Source organism: Listeria costaricensis (assembly GCF_900183385.1).
GTDB classification, from domain to species: domain Bacteria; phylum Bacillota; class Bacilli; order Lactobacillales; family Listeriaceae; genus Listeria; species Listeria costaricensis.
In genome coordinates, this window is record NZ_FXUT01000011.1 from 37,270 (window position 1) to 57,618 (window position 20,349).

Here is a 20,349-nt window from a genome sequence, read left to right on the forward strand (position 1 = left end):
TGGTTTTTTCATTAAAAAAATTAATCATCGCTATTCAAAATCCATATTTCCCATTTGTCGGCAGCTATACTATAATTTGATTAAAAGTGAAACGTGGTGAAGAAAAAATGGGTGAGTATCGGAAAATTTTATTGGCGCTGGATAAGAGTGAGAAAACGGCGGCAGTGCTGAAAAAGGGACTTTATATCGCGCGGCGTGAAGAGGCGGAAGAGGTTGTACTGGCAAGTATTGTGGATCCAGGTGTCTATGCGGCGGCTTTGGCCTATGATGAAGGCATTATAGAGCGGCGTATGAAAGAAACGACAGATTGGCTGAACGATATGGCAGAACAGGCGAAAGCGGCAGGCATTCAAAATGTGCGAACGATTGTCCGAGAGGGTGTGCCGAAAAAATGCCTTGTCCATGAGGTGTTGCCGGAAGTTGAACCAGATTTGATCGTGTGTGGCGATCGGCAGCTGAATGAATGGGAATATTTATTGACGCTTGGGAGTGTGTCAAGCTATATCATCCACCATAGCAAATGTGATGTGACGGTGGTTAAAGACTAGGAGAAGGAGTGCAGAAATGTCGTTATTTAAAACAAGAGGATTTTGGTATGCAATTTTTATTACATTATTATGTTCACTCGTAGGAAAATATTTGGCGACGCTGCCAGGGCTAAGTCTGGTGGGGCCGCTTGTGATTGCACTGATTCTAGGGATGCTTTTCCAGCTTGGAAATGAAGGACTGGTCATGGCGAAACCGGGGATTGGCTTTGTTTCAAATAAATTCATACGCCTTGGGATCATTTTGCTGGGCTTTCGGCTGAACTTGATTCAGTTGGCAGAATCTGGCGTGAAGACGATCGCGCTGGCAGCGGTAGGGGTGACAATGACGATTTTCATTGTTTACTTTTTCTGCAAAATGTTCAAGGTGGAAGATGATCTGGCTATTTTGACGGCGAGCGGTTGCGGGATTTGTGGGGCAGCTGCCGTAATGGGGATCTCGCCGCAGGTGAAGGCCAAAGAAGATAATGCCGTTTTGGCAGTGGCAGTCGTGTGTATTTTAGGAACAATTTTCACACTGGTGGAGATTGCGATTGCACCGCTGCTTCACTTTTCAGAGACACAGCTTGGTTTTATGAGTGGCTTATCGCTGCATGAAATTGCCCATGCGGTTGCTGCCGGGAGTGCGTTCGGGCCGGATGCGTTGGACATGGCGCTGATCACCAAATTGTCGCGCGTCCTGCTTTTAGCGCCGGTTGCTGTCATTATCGGCATTATTTATGGCAAAAAGCAGAATCGTGGCAAGGCGGCTGATGAGAAGGTTAAAATACCGATTCCTTGGTTTATGGGCGGATTTTTACTGGCGAGTGCGGCAACTAGTTTTCTGCCGCTTCCGCAAAGTGTGATTGATACATTCGTTTCGGCGGCCTACCTGTTTTTAGGAATGGCGATGGCGGCACTGGGCATGAGTGTTAACTTTAAAGTGATCATCGAAAAGGGCGGTAAGGTATTTTTGGCGGCAACGATGGGGTCGATCATCCTGCTTGGCTTTGCAATTGCGATGGCAAAAATATTTTTCTAAGAACGATAAGTCTCCGGCGAACGGGGGCTTATTTTTTTGTTATCAAGTGAGATAGGCTTTTAATTTATTATATGTTACTATTATTTAGTAAAAGATAAACAAATGTGAGGGGTTAATCATGACCAGTATTCGAGATATTGCACAAATGGCTGGTGTATCTGCTGCCAGTGTCTCCAGAATTTTAAATAATGATCCTGCTTTTAGTATCAATGAAAATACACGTCAACGCGTGATTGAGATTGCCAACAGTTTGAATTATTCAACGGACAAAAATAAACGGGGCACTCGCAGCGTGGGGGATGATTTAACGATCGGCTTGATTGTGCGTCATAATACACAGTCGGAATTTGATGATCCTTATTTTCGGGATATCAGAATTGGTATTGAGCAGGAAGCGGCCAAATGGCGTTTGAAAACGATTCAGGCTTTTCAGATGCGCGATGAGCACAAGGACTGGGCGCAATTGAAGCGTTATGGTGCTGTGATTATGATCAGTGAAATGACCAAAGAGGCAACGGAATATGTAAGTAAATTAAATCCCAACTTGATTCTTGTAGATAATTATTCAAAAAATCCCCAGTTCGACTGCATTCAAACAGATTTTGCCTCCAAAACGCGCGAGATATTGGATGTTTTATATGAGAAAGGGCATCAAAATATTGCCTTTATCGGGGGCATCAGTAGCTCTGTGACGGCAGAAGGGGACGTTGTATACAGTCAGGATGAAGTGCGGGCGATGAGCTATATCGAATGGATGAAATTACATAATTTGGAGGCGCATATTCGTGTGCTTCAAGGCTCTTGGAAAACGCAAACGGGACTTCAACTAGCGGCGGAACTTTTACAAGAAGAGAATCGGCCGACTGCACTTGTTGTGGCCAGTGATCCGCTATCTGTAGGTGTTTATCGGGCGATTAGTGAGGCAGGATTATCGATTCCAGAAGATATTTCGATCATCAGTTTTGACGATAATGAAATGTCGAAATTTATGATTCCGGCGCTTTCCAGCGTGCGAATGAACGCGGAAGAAGTTGGTCGAATTGCCGTGCGGATGGCGAAGGAACGCATTTTAAAAGAACGAAGCATGCCGATTCGAGTGGTATGCGGTAGTGAGTTGCGTTTGAGAGAATCTGTTAAAGAATTTTAAGAAACTTACTAAAAATATTTTTAAAAACCCCTTGTGTAAACATTAACTAAACAATTATAATTATCAAAGTAAACGTTTACAGTTGTTTTCGGCCGAATCAACTGAAAAAATAGTGCAAGGGAGAATAGCAATATGAAATTTATTGATAAAATTTCGGAAAAAATGGTTCCTGCAGCATCACTAATTGCCAATAACCGCTATTTGCTGAGTTTGCGGGACGGTTTTATGATGGCGTTTCCAGCAACAATGTTTGCTTCGATTATGATTATTATTCAAAACCTGCCTACTACATTTGGTTTTGCGGATTATCTGCCTGACTGGTTTAATCAATTTTTAAATGAATTTTTTGGTCCGGTGAGCAATGCTACGATGAGTATTTCAGCACTTTTTATCGTTTTTGGGATCGGCTATCAGTTAGCGGGTCATTATAAGCAATCGCAACTTTTTGCTGGTGCGATTTCATTATCTTCGTTTCTAATGCTTTTGCCGTATGGGACAGATGACAAATTTGGGACTTTTATTCCTATTTCTAAGCTGGGGGCGGAAGGGATGTTCGTTGGGATCTTGACAGCGATCATTGCAACGGAGATTTACAGCCGTATCAGTCGTGCGAATATTACGATCAAAATGCCGGATTCTGTGCCGCCGATGATTGCCGATTCATTTGTTGCGATCATTCCGGGGGCAGCACCTTTATTCTTATTCAATTTGATTCGTTATCTCTTTACCTTTACTTCTTGGGGAAATGCTGTTGACTTTGTTTATGAGCTTTTGCAACAGCCGCTTATGGGGCTTGGCGGAACTTTGCCGGCGATTTTGATTGCCGTATTCTTTACGCAATTCTTCTGGTGGTTTGGGATTCACGGAACTTTGGTCATCAATGCGATTATTGATCCGATCATGAGTGCCTTGGCGATTCAAAACTATGAAGCGTATCAGGCTGGGGCGGAGCAATTGCCCAATATTATCAATACGACTTTCATGGGCGTTTTCGTCAATCAGGGGATGCAGCTGGGGATTTCCCTCACGATGGCATTCTTTATTGCCCGATCTGTTCGGATGAAGACCATGATGAAAACCATTATTGCGCCGTCTGTGTTTAACGTATCTGAGCCGATGACCTTTGGGCTGCCGGTCGTGATGAATCCAATTGCTTTCATTCCGTGGGTGTTGGCGCCGCTTGCTTCCACGACGATTTCTTATTTTGCGATTGCAGTGGGGCTTGTGCCTCGGCCGATCGGGGCAACGGTTGTTTGGACGACGCCAGTATTTCTTTCAGGGTGGCTCGGGACCGGTTCGATTGCAGGGGCCATTTTACAGCTTGTGACAATAGTCGTGATGACCTTGATTTGGCTGCCATTCCTGATTGCGATGGATGGGGAGTTCTTGAAAGAAGAAAAAGCAGAACAGAAACCGGAAGCATAGGCTACCTTTTAATTGGATGAATGAAGGAGGAGAAAAGCTTCATGCGGACAGATACTTTAAGGTATAAATATCAAATGAAAGCTGCACGGGAAGCCGTCTATCAAATACTTTTGAAAGAACAGCTGGCCTATTTTCAAAAAGCGGATCCCTCGATTGTGGAGTTGGAACAGGGGACGAAAATCACTTGTTACCTGTCGACAAAGATGCGCGGTGTGGTGGAAAGTACCATGGAAATTAAAGAAATTATTCCTGAAAAAAGGATTCAATTTAAGACGGCCTATTTATCAGGAGAGATTTTGCAGACATATGAATTTTTGACGAATAAAGCAGGGGTCTGTCAACTAGTCTATTCGGAACAAAATACATTTAACAAGACGAGAAGTCAATATGGTTTCATGGTGATGGGCTTGTTGTATAAGTTCTTTTATAATCGCGGTATTGCCAAACGGATGAAATATTTGGACGAATTGGCATTGCAGCAGTGAGATATGCAGGTTTGATTCTCCTGGAAACGCAATGAATTAGTTTTGAAGAAAAGGTTTGAAGACGATGATAGAGATATTGGACGAGAAAATCTTTCATTTATACAATGAGAAGATCAGTTATATTTTTTATGTAATGGAAAATCAACAATTAGGGCACCTGTATTATGGGGGCGCACTTGGGGCGATTACAGCGGATGAACTGGGTTATTTCTTAGAGCGTGAAAATAAGTCGGCTGGAACGGTGAAATTTTCGGCGGACAGCGGGATGTTCACATTAGCCGATCGCAGTCAGGAATACCCGGTCTATGGGACATCTGATTTTAAGGAAGGCGCGCTCGATATTCAAGCTGCAGATGAATTGTGGTATTTGGATTTCAAATATGTGGGATATGAACAGGTGGCGGAGAAAAAACGTACGCTTGACCGACCGGCAAGTTATGCATGTTCTGGTGAGGCGGAGACATTGATTATTCATATGGCGGATACTGATCATCATTTAGAACTGGTACTTTCTTTTTCAATTTTTGCTGATTCGTCTGCAATTGTTAGAAGTCAGGTGTTGAAAAATAAGGGAAGTCAGGTTATTCAGCTAAATAAGATGCTGAGCGGTGTTTTGGAATTGCCGAGTGCGGATTATGAATTCATCCATCTTTCAGGGGCCTGGTTAAAGGAGCGCCACATCAAACGCCGGTCTTTGGAGCAGGGGACTGTGTCGATCGGTTCATTGAAGGGCGCATCCGGGCACCAGCACAATCCTTTTACAGCGTTGGCGCATAAACAGGCGACGTTGAATGACGGGGTGGTTTATGGCACCAACCTGATTTACTCGGGGAATTTTCTTGTGCAGGTGGAAGTGGATGAATGGCAGCGGACGCGTCTTATGACGGGTATCCATCCTACCCATTTCAACTGGCAGCTGGGCCATGAAGAAGTTTTTCAGACGCCGGAAGCTGTGCTGTTTTACAGTGGGGAAGGGCTGAACGGCTTGGCCAATGAGGCGGCTCGTTTTGCTGAAAAACATGTGATTGATCGAAAATGGATGAGGAAACTGCGGCCGATCGTATTTAATAACTGGGAGGCCACCTATTTCGAGTTTGATCAGGAGAAGCTGACGACTTTGGCTAAAGCGGGGAAAGATTTAGGCATGGAATGCTTTGTGCTCGATGATGGCTGGTTTGGACGGCGGGATGATGATCGCAGTTCACTGGGCGACTGGTTTGTCGACGAGCGGAAGTTCCCGAATGGAATCAAGGTGTTTGCTGAGCAGATCCATCAGATGGGCTTGCAGCTGGGGATTTGGTTTGAGCCGGAAATGGTTTCACCTAAGAGTCAGCTTTATGAGGCGCATCCGGAATGGGTTGTGCGGCATCCTTACGAACGGACGGCGATTGGGCGTGGTCAGTATGTGCTCGATTTTTCCAATCCGGAGGTCGTAGAGGCGATTTATGCACAGTTGAAAAAAATCATTGAAGAAACGCAGCTCGAATATATTAAATGGGACATGAACCGGAATATCACGGAAGCCTACTCGACTTATTTGAAAGCTGTTGGGCGACCGCAGACGGAATTTTTCCATCGGTATATTTTAGGGGTCTATCATTTGTACGAATGCATCTTGACGGATTTTCCGGACATTTTGATTGAAGGGTGTGCGGGCGGTGGCGGTCGTTATGACTTGGGCATCCTGTTCTACAGTCCGCAGATCTGGCCAAGCGATAACAGTGATGCGGTGGAGCGGCTGGCGATTCAATCGGGGACACTTCTCGGCTATCCGCTTTCGTCGTTTAGCAATCACGTTTCCACAAGTCCTAATCATCAAATTGATCGTCATACCTCGCTGCAAATGCGTCAAGATGTGTGCTTATTCGGTCCACTCGGCTATGAACTGGACATTACAAAGCTTGATGATGAGGAAAAACGGGCGATCCAAGCCAATATTCAATTTTATAAGGCGCATCGTGATTTGCTGACACATGGGACATTTTTCCAGCTGCTTCCCATTGGCGACACGGAGAATGAAGTGGCATGGGCGGTTTGCAATCAGGATAGAAGTGAGTGGCTGATTGGTTTTTATCGTAAATTAGCACAGGCCAATCCGCCGAATGTCGAATATCTAAAAATCCCGATGATGGATCAAGCGAAAACCTATCTGATAAATGGTGCAGCTCAAGTGACGGGCGGTATGCTAAAAGAGATCGGGTTGAAGAAGCCATATGTGTTTAATGGGGTCAATCATGAACAGATGCAGGTCAGTGGTGATTTTCAGTCGGCCATTTATCACTTGAAAGAGATTCGGTAACGAAAATGAAGGAGGGAAAGCAGTGGCTCGGTTGGATGTAGATGAACGGTTTTGGCATGGCGGTGATTATAATCCTGATCAATGGCTCGATTATCCGGAGATTTTAAAGGCGGATATGGCGATGATGAAGGAAGCAAATATCAATACGGTGACGCTGGGTGTTTTTGCTTGGAGTGCTCTCGAGCCGGAAGAGGGAAAATTTACTTTTGAATGGCTCGACCAAATTTTTGAAGAGATTCATGCGATGGGTGGCAATGTTATTCTGGCAACACCGAGCGGGGGCAGACCGCAGTGGATGAGCGAAAAATATCCGGAAGTGAATCGAACGGATGAAATGAACTGTCAGCACCGCCACGGCTTCCGTCATAATCATTGCTATTCTTCGCCGATTTATCGTGAAAAGGTACACATCATCAATCAAAAGCTGGCTGAACGTTATGGGCAGCATCCGGCGCTTGCCATGTGGCATATTTCCAATGAATATTCTGGTGAATGCTACTGCGAGCGTTGCCAAGCAAACTGGCGTGCCTGGTTGAAAAAGAAATATGGCAGTCTTGAGGCAATCAATGAAGCCTGGTGGATGCGTTTTTGGGGTGGCACCTATAGTTCGTGGTCGCAAGTCTTGCCGCCATCACCTTTGGGGGAGACCAAGGTTCACGGAATGGATCTAGACTGGAAACGATTCAATACGGATATGACGATCGACTTTTATTTGAACGAAATCGAGCCGCTTCGTCGGTTAACGCCGGATGTTCCTGTTACGACAAATTTCATGGCGGAGGGGCACGATCAGCATGATTTCATCCCGCTGGAAGGGCTGGATTATGGCAAATTTGCACAGCATGTCGATGTTGTGAGCTGGGACAGTTATCCGGACTGGCACAATCGCTATGAATCGCTGGCTGAAACGGCTATGAAGTCGGCCTATGTGCACGATCAGTACTGGTCGCTCAAGCAGCAGCCGTTTTTAGTCATGGAATCAACGCCGAGTGTGGTGAATTGGCATCAGTATAACAAGTCCAAACGGCCGGGTGCGCATATCTTGACGTCCATGCAGCAGCTCGCTCATGGTTCAGACAGTACGTTGTATTTTCAGTGGCGGCAGTCGAGGGGCAACTCAGAGAAGTTTCACGGTGCGGTTGTCGGACATGACAATTCCACGCAGAATCGGGTCTTCCAAGAGGTGGCGGAATACGGGGAGCGGCTTGCGAGGATTGCTGAAATCAAAGGGGCAGGCAAGGAAGTGAAAGTGGCGATTATATTTGATTGGGACAGCAACTGGGCATTAAAACGCGGCGGCGGTTTTGGCAGACCGACACGACTCTATCCGCAAACGCTGCAAGAACATTATGCGGTATTTTGGGAGCAGGATATTGGCGTTGACATCATCACGTCTGAACATGATTTTTCCCAATATGATCTGCTGCTTGCACCAATGCTCTATTTGATGCGGCAGGAGACGATGATGAAGCTGCGACAATATGTTTCAGCTGGTGGGACGCTGGTTTCGAGCTACTTTACAGGCATGGTGAATGAGACGGATCTGCTATATGTAGGCGGCTGGCCGGATGAGCTGCAGGAAATTTTCGGAATCAAACCGCAGGAGCTGGAAATGCTTTATACGGATGAGCGCAACTGCATCACCTTTGACGGGCGGCGTTTTGAGACGAAGGATTATTCGGAGATCATTTCGGTGCGAGAGGCGGATATTTTGGGCGAGTATCAGGAAGATTTTTATCAGGGAACGCCTGCTGTCACAAAACACGCGCTTGGCAATGGAACGGCCTATTATCTTGCGGCCAGAACGAATCGGGACTTCTTGAAACTGTTTTATCAGCCGATCATTGAAGAGCTAGATCTGGCTGCGTCGCTGGCAAAAGCGCCAATTTATGAAGTATCGATTCAAAGTAGGGTCAAAAATGGCTATATCTATTATTTTGTAATGAATTTTTCAGATGACGTGCAAATGATTGAATTAGCGAAGGAAACGGTGGATGTGGAAACGGGGCAGACGGTCAAAGCCGCGTTGAAGCTTGCGCCTTATGAAACGAGAATTTTAAAAGCTGTGAGATAAATGACGGTGTTAAAAAAATAAAGGAGGTTAATGAAGATGGCAAACAAAACGATTATGCTCGTGTGTTCTGCTGGGATGAGTACCAGCTTGCTCGTGACGAAAATGCAAAAAGCGGCTGAAGCTAAACAGCTGGATGCCAAAATTTTTGCTGTAGCGGCGGCCGAAGCGGATCAGGCACTCAGTGAAAATGACGTGGATGTGTTATTACTCGGTCCACAAGTTCGTTTTATGGAGGGGCAATTCAAAGAAAAATTAACGCCGGCTGGTATTCCGTGTGCGGTCATTGATATGGCGGATTACGGAATGATGAATGGTGAGAAAGTGCTGGCGAAAGCAGAACAACTGATGGCAAACAACTAGTCGCCTAAAATTGGCGATGAGGGAAGGTAGGACTTGAGTGATCGAAAGGCTGAATCTGGCCGGAGATGGCTCAAGTCTTTTTTTGAATGAAAATAAAGCAATCTAACCAATTTTTTCTGGCGATTATTTTGTGATACAATAGGGGCATTAATAGCTGAAGGGGGCGAAAAGGATGCGGATTCGGGAAATTACCGCGCAGGATAATCCGGCGATCGAACGGGTCATTCGCGATGTCCTAATTGAATACCAGTTGGATCGACCGGGGACGGCTTGGGAAGATGCCAGTTTGAGTCAGTTATCTGATTATTATGAACAAGATGGGCGCGCCTATTGGGTGATCGAAGTGGCGGGCGAAATTGTTGGCGGTGTGGGCATCGGGCCGTTTGGTGATGCGGGTGTGGCTGAGCTGCAAAAGCTATACTTGAAAAAGGAGGCACGCGGCAAAGGCTATGCAGGGCAGCTAGTCGAGCGGGCACTGGACTTTGCGGCTTCTCATTATAAGGCCTGCTATTTGGAAACGGTGAAAGAAATGGATGCCGCCAGACGACTCTATTTGCGAAATGGCTTTGTGGAGCTGGCTAGCCCGCTGGCAGGCTCGGTGCATCATTCCATGGATCGCTGGTATCTGAAAACGTTTGAACAGGAGTAGGCAGGCGTGAAAAAGAAGTGGAGTTATTTTAGGGCGTTATTTAGCGGGAATCTGCGGGATCATTTTTGTCAGTGCTTTTCCAGCTTTATTTCTGCACTGACAAATGAAGCGGCACGGAAGGAAGGGGATCGATGAAAATTGTAGAGGCGGATTTTACAAATCAGGCATTTCTCGAGCTGATCAGGGAGCATCTGGCGGATATGTATGCCACGTCGCCGCTGGAAAGTGTGCATGCGCTGGGGGTGGAATCTTTACAGGCGGAAGATGTCACGGCATGGATGGCGCTTGACGGGACGAAAGTGGTCGGCTGTGTGGCGATGAAAGAGCTTTCGCCGTTTCATGGGGAGTTGAAGTCTCTAAGAACACATGCCAGACACCTGCACAAAGGAGTTGCCAAGACGTTGATCCAGTTCCTTTTGGAGGAAGGCAAACGTCGAGGCTATCAGCGGATCAGCTTGGAGACGGGGGTGGAAGATTATTTTATTCCGGCTAGAAAATTATATGAGCGGGAAGGATTTGGCTATACAGAGCCGTTTGGTGAATACACGGACGATCCTAACAGCTGCTTTATGACCATGCAAATAGAAACAGCGTAAAACAAGTGTATCAGCACTTGTTTTACGCTGTTTTTTTAGTCGGCCAAGCGGTTGGCAGTCATGGTGAAGCGGTATTCGGAACTCTTATAATAGACCTCTGAAAATTCAAAAGGTCGTCCTGAATCCAGATAGCCGATGGATTCGATTTTCAGGATGGGGATGTTTTCACCGATTTCAAATAGCTGAGCAATATCTTTCGGTGGCAGGATCGGTATGAATTCCTGCTTGCTGTCTTTGATGGCCATCTGCTTTTCCTGCTCGATATAGCGATATTTGGAGCCTTTCATCACCTCGTACGTCAGGTCTGGAAAGAGTTCGAGCGGCATATAGGTATCCTCGATCGCGAAGATTTTATCATCTACAATTCTAGTGCGCCGAATGTAGTAGACCGTTTCCGTATCGCTTGGCAAGGCTAGTTTTTCCTTGATTTCTTTTACAGCCGTTTGCAGTTCAAAACGGAGAATCTGGCTGGAAAAAATCCGGTTTTTACCGGCCATCTCTTCTACAAAACTTTTTAATGAGAACAAATTATGCTCGATTTTTTCTTTTACATAGGTTCCGCTGCCTTGAATGGTATCCACGTAGCCTTCATCGGCCAGTTTGGAAATGGCTTTTCGGATGGTGATGCGGCTGACACCATATTTCTCAGAAAGTGCTGCTTCAGTTGGAAGTGCCTCACCCACGGCATATTTTTTTTCTTGAATTTTCGTCTTTAAATCATTAGCAAGTTGAACATAGATGGGAGAACGCTTTTTTGCCAATTTGTATCACCTCGATTGATTTTTATTATATCAGATTTGAAAATAGGGTTGCAAATTTTAATTATTTGTATTATATTTGTTATGTATTAAGGATGTATTTGTATTATAGTTGTTATGGATGGGAGGATCGAAATGGTGAAATTAATTGTGAATGCCGACGATTTTGGCTACTCTCCAGGTGTTAATTACGGAATTATTGATTGTTATCAGCAGGGCATGCTAACTTCTACAACCATGATGGCCAATATGCCTGGGTTTGTGCACGGGGTAGAACTTGCCAAAGAAAATCAAGGCTTAGGCATTGGGGTACACATGACCCTCACGTGTGGAAGGCCTTTACTAGACGGCTTGCAAACTATTGTAGATGAGAGCGGCAAGTTCAAACCTCTTTCATTTTATCAGCAAGAAAATTTCCAAATTGATACAGATGAATTGTATCGGGAGTGGGATGCGCAAATTCGTGAAATTTTTGAAAGCGGTATCACTCCGACGCACTTAGACAGTCATCATCACACACATACGATGGGAAGCTGTCGGGAAGTAGCGGTTTCATTGGCGAGAGAATATCAGCTGCCAATTCGGGATAATTTTCCGAAAGAAGCGTTGGTAGATCTTGCCGGGATTAAAAAGGTGGCTCATTTTGTGGATGATTTTGACTACACGGGGCTTCAAAAAGAATACCAGATTTCAGATCAGCAGATGAGCGACTATTTTCAACGATTATTAACGGAACTTCCTCAATATGAGAGCGCAGAAATAATGTGTCACCCGGCCTATCTGGATCGAACAATTTATGAAGGTTCATCACTGAATATGGCGCGGATCATCGAGGCGGACATTTTGATGCATTCGGATTTTAGCAAAAAAATCAGAGCCTCAGAGACGATTAAATTGGCTACTTATGCGGACTTATAAATTATACAGGGAGGAAAAAGAAAATGTCATTTAAAAGTGGTATGCAGAAATTAGGGCGGTCGATGCTTCTGCCAGTTGTTGCAATGCCTGTGTCAGGGCTGATTCTGAGACTGGCGGCACCGGATATGCTCAATATTCCGATTCTGATGGCAGCCGGGAATGCGGTTTTTGGAAATTTGGACATGCTATTTGCCATTGGGGTAGCGCTTGGCTTTGCGAAAGGGAAGGATAAAGGGATTGTTGGTCTGACAGCGGTCGTCGGGATGCTGACACTGCGCGAGGGACTTAAGATTATGAATCCTGATGTCAATATGGGCGTCTTTGGTGGGATATTCATCGGATTAATGGCAGCTTGGTGTTGGAATAAATTTAAAAATCAACGCTTGCCGCAAATTTTCTCCTTCTTTGCGGGGAATAAATTTCCGGTCACAATGATCATGCTGGTCAGTACGGTGGCCGCACTTGTATTCGGTTTTATCTGGCCGTATGCACAATCAGGTTTGGATAGTTTTGCAGCTGGCTTGATGGGACTCGGAGCTATCGGTGCTTTCATCTTCGGTTTCCTCAATCGTTTGCTGATTCCATTTGGACTTCATCACGTGCTTAATACATATGTCTACTACGCAATGGGGAGCTATCAGGTACCAGGTGGCGACACGGTAACAGGGGAAATTCCTCGTTTCGTCAATGGAGACCCGACTGCCGGACTTTTCCTAGCAGGTTTCTTCGTTGTCATGATGTTCGGTATTCCGGGGATTGCCTTTGCGATCACACGTGCCGCTAAGAAAGAGCGTCGTAAAGAAATCGAAGGGCAGATGATGAGTGGTGCGGCGACTTCCTTTATTGCCGGTATTTCGGAGCCCGTTGAATTCAGCTTCATGTTCCAATCACCGCTACTCTATGTGATCCATGCTTTCTATGCAGGGCTTGCGATGTTCACGTGTTACATGTTCAATATCCATCTCGGCTTCACATTCGGTTCATCTCTAATCGACTATATTATCAACTTTAAGATTGCGACGAATGCGATTTGGATTATTCCGATCGGGATAGTGTTCTTCTTCCTGTACTACATCACATTCTATCTGATCATCACAAAACGCGATATCAAGACACCGGGACGTGAAGATGATGTGAGCTACGGGGAAGAATCCACGTCAGAAGAGGAAAAACTGAACTTGAAGAGCGACAACTATGAATACATGGCGAAGAAGATTCTACAAAACCTTGGTGGAAAAGAAAATGTGATTTCAACAGATGCCTGCACAACGCGGTTACGCTTGGAAATAGAAGATTTATCCCTTGTGAATGAAGAAAATATCAAGCGGACAGGGGCGGCCGGGGTTGTCAAAGTTGGCGACCATAATCTGCAAGTCATTATTGGGCTCCAAGTGACATATGTTTTGGAAGAATTGAATAAACTGGTGGATGATGAAGAATAATTTTTAGGAAAGAAGTTGAAAAGTCTTATGATGAATGAAGTGACAATTGCCATTGCCGGGGGAGGCAGTACCTATACACCGGGGATTGTTGGGGCACTGATCGAAAATGTTGACCGATTGAAAATGAAAGAACTCAGATTATATGACTGTGATTTTGAGCGTCAGGAAAAAATGGGGCACTTGATTCGCGCAATTCTTAAGCAAAAGTATCCGCATCCAATTGAAGTCATTGTGACCGATGATCCGGAGAAAGCTTTCACAGGTGTGGACTTTGTGTTTTCGCAAATTCGAGTTGGCGGCCTGAAAATGCGGGAGAAAGATGAAAAAATTCCGCTAAAATACGGCTGTGTCGGGCAGGAGACATGCGGACCGGGCGGCTTTGCTTATGGCTTGCGTTCGATTCGCGGCTTCCTTCCACTGGTTGAGCAGATCATTCGTTTTGCACCGGAGGCATGGATTCTAAACTACTCCAACCCTGAATCCATCATTGCCGAAGCGGTTCGGCGTGCCTATCCGACTGCTAAAATCATCAATGTGTGCGACATGACGATTTCGATTGAGGAAACGATCTGTGCCAATTTTGGCTATCAGCATGAAGATTTTATTCCGGAATACTACGGTCTGAATCACTTTGGCTGGTACCGCTCGATTTATAGCAAACGGGAAAAGCGGGACATTTTGCCGGATATTCTGGATAAAATGGGCGCCGGGCTGGAAGTGGCCGACTTTAATGCTGGCGATGCTTCGTGGGCGGCGACTTATAAAATGTTGGGCCGGATTGTCACGGATTTCCCGGGCTATCTGCCAAACACCTATCTGGAATACTATTTGTACCCCGATCTGGTCGTCGCGGAAGCCGATCCCACGCATACACGTGCCAATGAAGTCATGGAGGGGCGCGAAACAAAGGTCTATGCGCTGGCAGAGCAGGCCAAAGCCAATCAGGACAGCGCGGGGCTGGAAATCAATTTTGGCAGTCATGGGCAATATATTGTAGACATTGCGACCAGTCTGCTGAATGATGAAAATCGCCGCTTCATGCTGATCACACCAAACCGCGGTGCGATTCCCAATGTGCGCCAAGATGCCGTTGTGGAAGTGCCCTCCTATGTATCAGCAAAAGGGATTGAGCCGGTTTGCCTAGATGCGATTCCTGATTTCCATAAAGGGCTGATCGAAGCGCAATGCGCCGCAGAAAAACTGCTTGTCGATGCCTATTTTGAAGGCAGCTATTTGAAGGCGCTACAAGCTTATACACTCAATCAGTCAGTTCCATCAGCCAATGTCGCGAAGAAAATGCTGGATGATTTTATCGAAGTCAATCGAGAATACTGGCCCGAATTGACGTAATACAAAATGGTGGTCGTCTAAACTGTTTAGGCGGCCACAATTTATTTCATAAAAGGGGTGCAAAAGATGAAGAAATGCTTACAGATTACCTTGATCACCGGTCTCATATGGATGTCGTTTGCTTCCGTGTGGGTTTTCGTGAGCCCGCAAACTGTACATGCCGAGTCTAGCAAAGCGACAGAAATAGCCCAAATTGAAAATATCATGGCAGGCTTTCAAAATGATGCCACTTGGACAGACACCCAATATAAAGATGCCATCACCGGTCGGCTGCCAAGTACGGCACTGCTTGGAAATGGGGAGGTCGGCGTAACCTCTTACGGGAATGCAACCGAGAAAACGTATCTGCTATCTTCAAACAGTTTTTGGAGTGACAATACGCGCTACTTTGGCTATCGAGGGCGCTCGCCGCAGATCATGACAGGTGGCGGTTTGACGGTTAAGGCAGGCGTCGCTCGGCATCCATACGATCTTGCTTATCAAATGAAAACTACTGACAGCGGGGCCGCGGCAGATCACGGCTCAAATTTGGCAGTGGGTGGTCTGTATACCAATGATCTTGCGGACGGTGCGGATACATTTAGCGGTTTCGTGAGTGACAATGCGAGTGGCAAGGCCTGGATGACTGTGCAGCTGCAAGGGTATGAAAAATTTGACCGTTATGTGATTCGGCATGACAATTACACGTCCAAAAAGGGGACGGACCGGAATACACGGGATTTTCGCATGCAGATCCTTCCCGGCGGCCTCACACCTGAAACGGCAGCAGCATCAGATTGGCAGACAATAGATGAGGTGAAAAATAATACTGCGGACGAATCGGATCGCCAGTTAGCCCAGGCGGTGCAAGCCAAATATGTTCGACTGCAAATCGATCAGGCGACAGCGGAAAGTGGAGATCAAATCGCACGGGTCGGCCAGATCGAGCTGTACAATGGTGAAAAAACCTACAAGCTGCCAGTTGAAAACAATGCCCCGTCCACGCATCCGTATGACTTGGCGTATGGCATGCCGGTCGAAGCTTCATCCGAACTGGCCGGCCATGAAGCAGAAAAAGCAGTTAGTGGTGCCTACGAATGGGAAGACCAGGCGCAGTCGAAGCGCTTTGAAGGTTGGGTCTCGGCGGCTGGTAATGAGCAGACTTTGACAGTGGACTTAAAACGGGAAACAACATTCAATCGCTGGGTCGTGAAGCATAATAATAGCACTGCTAAAAATGGTGGCGATTACAACACGCGTGATTTTTCATTGGAAATCAGTACGGACGGAAATACTTGGAAAAAAGTTGATGAAGTGAAGGGAAATCTGGCGGATGTGACCAACCGGGCGCTACTTTATCCGTATAAAGCTCGATATGTCCGCCTGCATATTACAAAACCGGAAAGCCAGGCAGAAGGCAGTGCGCGCATCAGCCAATTTGAGCTTTATAATGACAACAATGCGGAAAATAATTTGGCAAAAGATAGTGAAATCACCGCCAGTTCAACCATGAAGGACCGTACGACAGCAGATTTGGTCAATGATAACTGGCAAACAGCGGTGAAAGGCTATAACGATTACAGCGGTTGGATCAGCAATCCGGGCATGCCGCAAAATGTCATTTTCGACTTGAAAACGGAGCAAACCTTCCAGCAAGTCGGCCTTGTCCATGCCGGGTGTACAGGCCTAGTGGATGATTTGACAAAAAGTGGCAATCCGAATGCCGCCAACTATGCACGTTTCAACACAAAAGGGGCGGAAATTCTCGTCAGTCCGGATAAAACGAACTGGCAGAAAATCGGAGCGGTAACGAATAATACAGCGGGAATCAGCACCATCACACTGGACGCGCCGGTTACTGCACGTTATGTCAAATTGAATGTCACACAGGGCGAGCAGTCAGGTGCCGCCAGTAATCAGCGAGCTCGAATCGCCAAGTTCTATTTATTTGAAAATACGGGCTACACACTGCCGATCGACGCGGTCATGCCAGTGAAACAGACGGACGCTGTGGAGTCTACGGCAACCACGAAGTCGACCAATCTGAAAGCCAGCAATAGCAGTTTTAACGAACATCTGGATATTTTAAAAGCAGAAGTAAATACGGATATGACAATTGGCGGCGCCCAAGTGGAGATGAACACTTGGCTATCCCAAGAACAGAATCTGCTTTTCACAACGATCACATCGAAAAGCGACAAGGATCAGGCGCTTGAAATAGATGCCTGGATGAAGGATTCGCTTGAGTACCAAACGCCGGCGACGGGTGATAATACAACCGCGAGCAAACCGGAAACCACGGTGGCAACAGGCCAGCAGGGCGCTGCAGTCTGGGCAACACGCCGCTCCAATATCAATGATGATGTGGTGACCTTGAAGGGTGAGACGAGGCAAACCACCTACAAAGCGAGATTTATGAGTGAAATGGCTGTCGCGACAAAAGTGGTGGGGGCCGAAGCAGGAACGGACTATGATGAAAATAGTGGTAATTTGTATGTGAATTTGCCAAAAGGTGAATCGATCACACTGGTTACAGCAGTGGAAACGGCCGCCAATCAGCAAGTCGACGCGGCATACGGGAAGGACGGCAAAGCATTGAGTGGTGCTATGAAGCAGCTGGCCAACATCAATAGTCAGCAGGACGTTGCGAAGGAAAGAGAACAGACGCTAAACTGGTGGGAAGATTACTATCTGAAGTCCTATGTGGATACGGGCGATACAAAGCTGAATAAAGTTTACTACGGCTCTCAGTACATCTTTGGATCGGCGACACGAAGCGGAGAAACGGCACCGGGGCTTTACGGACCGTGGATTACGACGGATCATGCCAATTGGCAGGGCGACTATCATTTGAACTACAATTTCCAATCGCCGTATTATGGCTCCTATTCCAGCAATCGTTTGAAAGAATTTTCAGATCCAATGTTCTACGAAACGATCCGCTACATGGATACTGGGAAAAAGTTGGCGAGCAATCCAGAAGAACTGCAAAAAATCTCGCCATGGTATTATTCAACGCGTGCGAATGACGAAGCGTTCAAAAATGGTTTTCAGGACGCCGTGCTTTATCCGGTAGGTGTGACCCCATTCGAGGATTTGGAGACGGGCAACTATCTGAATCAGACACTGGACGCCCTATTTTCCGCCACACAGATTCTAGCTTATTATGAATACACGTTGGATGACGAATGGCTTTTCAAAAAAATTGACACGACTTCCGGTAGCTACTCGCCGTATGAATATTTGATTTCGGTTGCCAACTTTTACGAACAGTGGATTGAAAAACGGGATCCGCGGGTGGACAATATCTATGTGAAAGACAACCCGTCCGGCATAAACGGCAACGCGGCACCAACCCAATATACAGCCAACTATGCCAAATATCCAGCCTATTCTGGCGGGAAAGACTATACCTATGTGCTGTTTGATGGCTCCCATGAAGGGTCATTTGAGTTTAACCCAACTGTAACGGTGGGCAACCTGCAATATCTGATGGATTCACTGGTGAAAATCGGCGAACGGAACGAAATGTCCCAGACCTCCTATGCAGACTGGAAGGATATCAGCGAACATCTAGTCAAGCCAGAGACGTCCATCTATTCATATAACGCGTCGACAAGCTGGAAATCCAGTTCAGCCTATTTTGGAAAAGACATTTTTGGACTGTCAGAAGACCGCTACGTGCGGCCAATCTCGGCAACAGTCAACCTGGAATTCATCATGCCCGGTGAACAGCTGTCATTTGACTCAGACCCCTATCTGCTAGAAGTTGCGCGCAATACGGTCGCGGTGATGGGAAATGACGGCACTCCCGGCTGGAGCATGGTCAACAATACGCCGAAAATTTTCACACAAGCGGCCCGAGTCGGGTACGATCCAGTGGAGCTCCGCAGTAAAATCACCACCTATGTCGCCAATAAAATGGATAAAAATTATTATGTGAATGACAACACCCATGGCTGGGAAAAAGCGGGCGTCATTGAAGCGCTGGACAGCATGATGGTGGCTAATAGTCAGAACGGCATTGTAAAACTTTTCCCAGTCTGGCCGGAAAATACCAATGGTGAATTTAAGCGGATCCGTGCGAAAGGAGCATTCCTGATTTCTGCCCAGATGAAAGACAATACAGTGGCAAATGTGACCATCACAAGCGAAAAAGGCGAGAAGATGAAGCTAGTCAATCCTTGGGGCGAAAGTGACGTAACGGTTCGCGACCAAAATAACCAAGTAATCAAAACCAGCCAAGGCAAAACAGCTAACAGTCTGCAAAAAGGCACGGACAAAAAAGAACAGACAATTGAATTTGCCACAAAAGCGGGCTACACGTATACCATCACAAATGAAAAAACAGAATTAGAGGCTCCCGTCATTTCAGGTGAGGCAACCGTCGAAATCACAGAAGGCCAAGACTTCGATCCACTCGCAGGATTAACAGCGACGGACAAAGAAGATGGCGACCTAACGACAGCAATCCAGGTCGTAACAAATGATGTAAATATGAGCACGCCCGGCACCTATCATGTGACCTATGAAGTAATGGATTCTGACGGGGAAACGGCAACCTTTGAGCGTACGGTTATTGTTGTGACAAGAGAAGATTCTTCTGGCGGTTTGAAAGGTAGCGCAGGTGGCAAGGATTCGTCAAAACCGAATATGATCAAGCCAGTAAATGATACAGAGGCAGCTAGGCAGAAGAACCATCCAAGTCAAATGACGACGATGACCATAAGCGAACCGCCAAGTTTAAGCAAGCAAACTAGCAAGCTACCGAATACAGGCGATACGACAGGCGTGGGTATACTTCTAGGTTTTTTATTGCTAGGTACAGCCGCTACTTTAAAAAATAAAAGGTAACCCAGTAGACATCCACCTGTGGAATGCCCCATGTAGTGAGCCTCAATGGGTGGATGTTTATTGAAGAATGATTGATAGAGTGATATTGATCTGGCAAGGACAAGGGTCGTTGATTTATTTTGCGAGCTGTTGCATTGAGCCAGTGCGATGGTATAATGGGGTAGACAACCTCTAAATGAAAGAGGACTAAAACCAAATCTTCATCACTGAAATGATCAAATTTGTGAAAGACTACCTCTAAATGAAAGAGGACTAAAACCTCCACAATCTGGACAGTGTTTTTCTTCGGTGAAAGACTACCTCTAAATGAAAGAGGACTAAAACAAGCGCATAGACTTATACGCAGAATCAACAGTGAAAGACTACCTCTAAATGAAAGAGGACTAAAACTTTAAATTTGTTGGTTGTTGTTAAATATATGTGAAAGACTACCTCTAAATGAAAGAG

General features: G+C 46.1%; 16 protein-coding genes. 15 read left to right on the forward strand and 1 reads right to left on the reverse strand.

Annotated elements, in window-relative coordinates:
- Window positions 1-107 precede the first annotated feature (107 nt).
- The 11 genes from CS921_RS10750 (at window position 108) to CS921_RS10795 (ending at window position 10,601) form a co-directional block, all read left to right on the forward strand.
- Window positions 108-548 (forward strand): universal stress protein, encoded by a 441-nt coding sequence (locus CS921_RS10750; protein WP_099223768.1) that lies wholly within the window; start codon window positions 108-110, stop codon window positions 546-548.
- Window positions 549-564: 16 nt separating this feature from the next.
- Window positions 565-1,566, forward strand: coding sequence for a YeiH family protein (locus CS921_RS10755; RefSeq protein ID WP_099223770.1), 1,002 nt, complete (start codon window positions 565-567; stop codon window positions 1,564-1,566).
- Window positions 1,567-1,684: 118 nt separating this feature from the next.
- On the forward strand, window positions 1,685-2,713 hold the full coding sequence (locus CS921_RS10760; protein WP_099223772.1) for a LacI family DNA-binding transcriptional regulator: 1,029 nt from the start codon (window positions 1,685-1,687) through the stop codon (window positions 2,711-2,713).
- Between the two features lie 132 nt (window positions 2,714-2,845).
- Window positions 2,846-4,138 (forward strand): PTS sugar transporter subunit IIC, encoded by a 1,293-nt coding sequence (locus CS921_RS10765; RefSeq protein WP_099223774.1) that lies wholly within the window; start codon window positions 2,846-2,848, stop codon window positions 4,136-4,138.
- 41 nt (window positions 4,139-4,179) lie between these two features.
- Window positions 4,180-4,623 (forward strand): DUF3284 domain-containing protein, encoded by a 444-nt coding sequence (locus CS921_RS10770; RefSeq protein WP_162921746.1) that lies wholly within the window; start codon window positions 4,180-4,182, stop codon window positions 4,621-4,623.
- Window positions 4,624-4,687: 64 nt separating this feature from the next.
- On the forward strand, window positions 4,688-6,922 hold the full coding sequence (locus tag CS921_RS10775) for an alpha-galactosidase (RefSeq protein ID WP_099223778.1): 2,235 nt from the start codon (window positions 4,688-4,690) through the stop codon (window positions 6,920-6,922).
- A 22-nt stretch (window positions 6,923-6,944) separates the two neighbouring features.
- A complete protein-coding gene (locus CS921_RS10780) occupies window positions 6,945-8,996 on the forward strand; it encodes a beta-galactosidase (protein WP_099223781.1) in 2,052 nt (683 codons plus the stop codon).
- 36 nt (window positions 8,997-9,032) lie between these two features.
- Window positions 9,033-9,356, forward strand: coding sequence for a PTS sugar transporter subunit IIB (locus tag CS921_RS10785; RefSeq protein ID WP_099223783.1), 324 nt, complete (start codon window positions 9,033-9,035; stop codon window positions 9,354-9,356).
- Between the two features lie 172 nt (window positions 9,357-9,528).
- Entirely contained in the window at window positions 9,529-10,005 is a 477-nt protein-coding gene (locus tag CS921_RS10790) for a GNAT family N-acetyltransferase (RefSeq protein ID WP_099223785.1), read from the forward strand.
- 6 nt (window positions 10,006-10,011) lie between these two features.
- Window positions 10,012-10,140: a hypothetical protein gene (locus tag CS921_RS15795; RefSeq protein WP_276108039.1), complete on the forward strand. Its 129-nt coding sequence runs from the start codon at window positions 10,012-10,014 to the stop codon at window positions 10,138-10,140.
- Window positions 10,137-10,601 carry a GNAT family N-acetyltransferase gene (locus CS921_RS10795; protein ID WP_099223787.1) on the forward strand — a complete coding sequence of 155 codons (465 nt, stop codon included), beginning with the start codon at window positions 10,137-10,139 and terminating at the stop codon, window positions 10,599-10,601. The genes CS921_RS15795 and CS921_RS10795 overlap by 4 nt, the downstream gene beginning before the upstream one ends.
- Window positions 10,602-10,636: 35 nt before the next feature.
- On the opposite strand, the gene CS921_RS10800 is transcribed toward CS921_RS10795, so the two are convergent.
- Entirely contained in the window at window positions 10,637-11,362 is a 726-nt protein-coding gene (locus CS921_RS10800) for a GntR family transcriptional regulator (RefSeq protein ID WP_099223789.1), read from the reverse strand.
- A 132-nt stretch (window positions 11,363-11,494) separates the two neighbouring features.
- On the opposite strand from CS921_RS10800, the gene CS921_RS10805 reads away from it, so the two are divergent.
- The 4 genes from CS921_RS10805 to CS921_RS10820 all read left to right on the forward strand — a co-directional run bounded on the left by CS921_RS10805 (window position 11,495) and on the right by CS921_RS10820 (window position 19,902).
- A complete protein-coding gene (locus CS921_RS10805; RefSeq protein WP_099223791.1) occupies window positions 11,495-12,277 on the forward strand; it encodes a carbohydrate deacetylase in 783 nt (260 codons plus the stop codon).
- Between the two features lie 23 nt (window positions 12,278-12,300).
- Window positions 12,301-13,719 carry a PTS transporter subunit EIIC gene (locus CS921_RS10810; RefSeq protein WP_099223793.1) on the forward strand — a complete coding sequence of 473 codons (1,419 nt, stop codon included), beginning with the start codon at window positions 12,301-12,303 and terminating at the stop codon, window positions 13,717-13,719.
- Between the two features lie 30 nt (window positions 13,720-13,749).
- The gene (locus CS921_RS10815) at window positions 13,750-15,069 is read left to right on the forward strand and encodes a family 4 glycosyl hydrolase (RefSeq protein WP_099223801.1); all 1,320 of its coding nucleotides are present in this window, start codon (window positions 13,750-13,752) and stop codon (window positions 15,067-15,069) included.
- A gap of 66 nt (window positions 15,070-15,135) precedes the next feature.
- Window positions 15,136-19,902 carry a discoidin domain-containing protein gene (locus tag CS921_RS10820; RefSeq protein ID WP_099223795.1) on the forward strand — a complete coding sequence of 1,589 codons (4,767 nt, stop codon included), beginning with the start codon at window positions 15,136-15,138 and terminating at the stop codon, window positions 19,900-19,902.
- The last annotated feature ends 447 nt before the right edge of the window (window positions 19,903-20,349 follow it).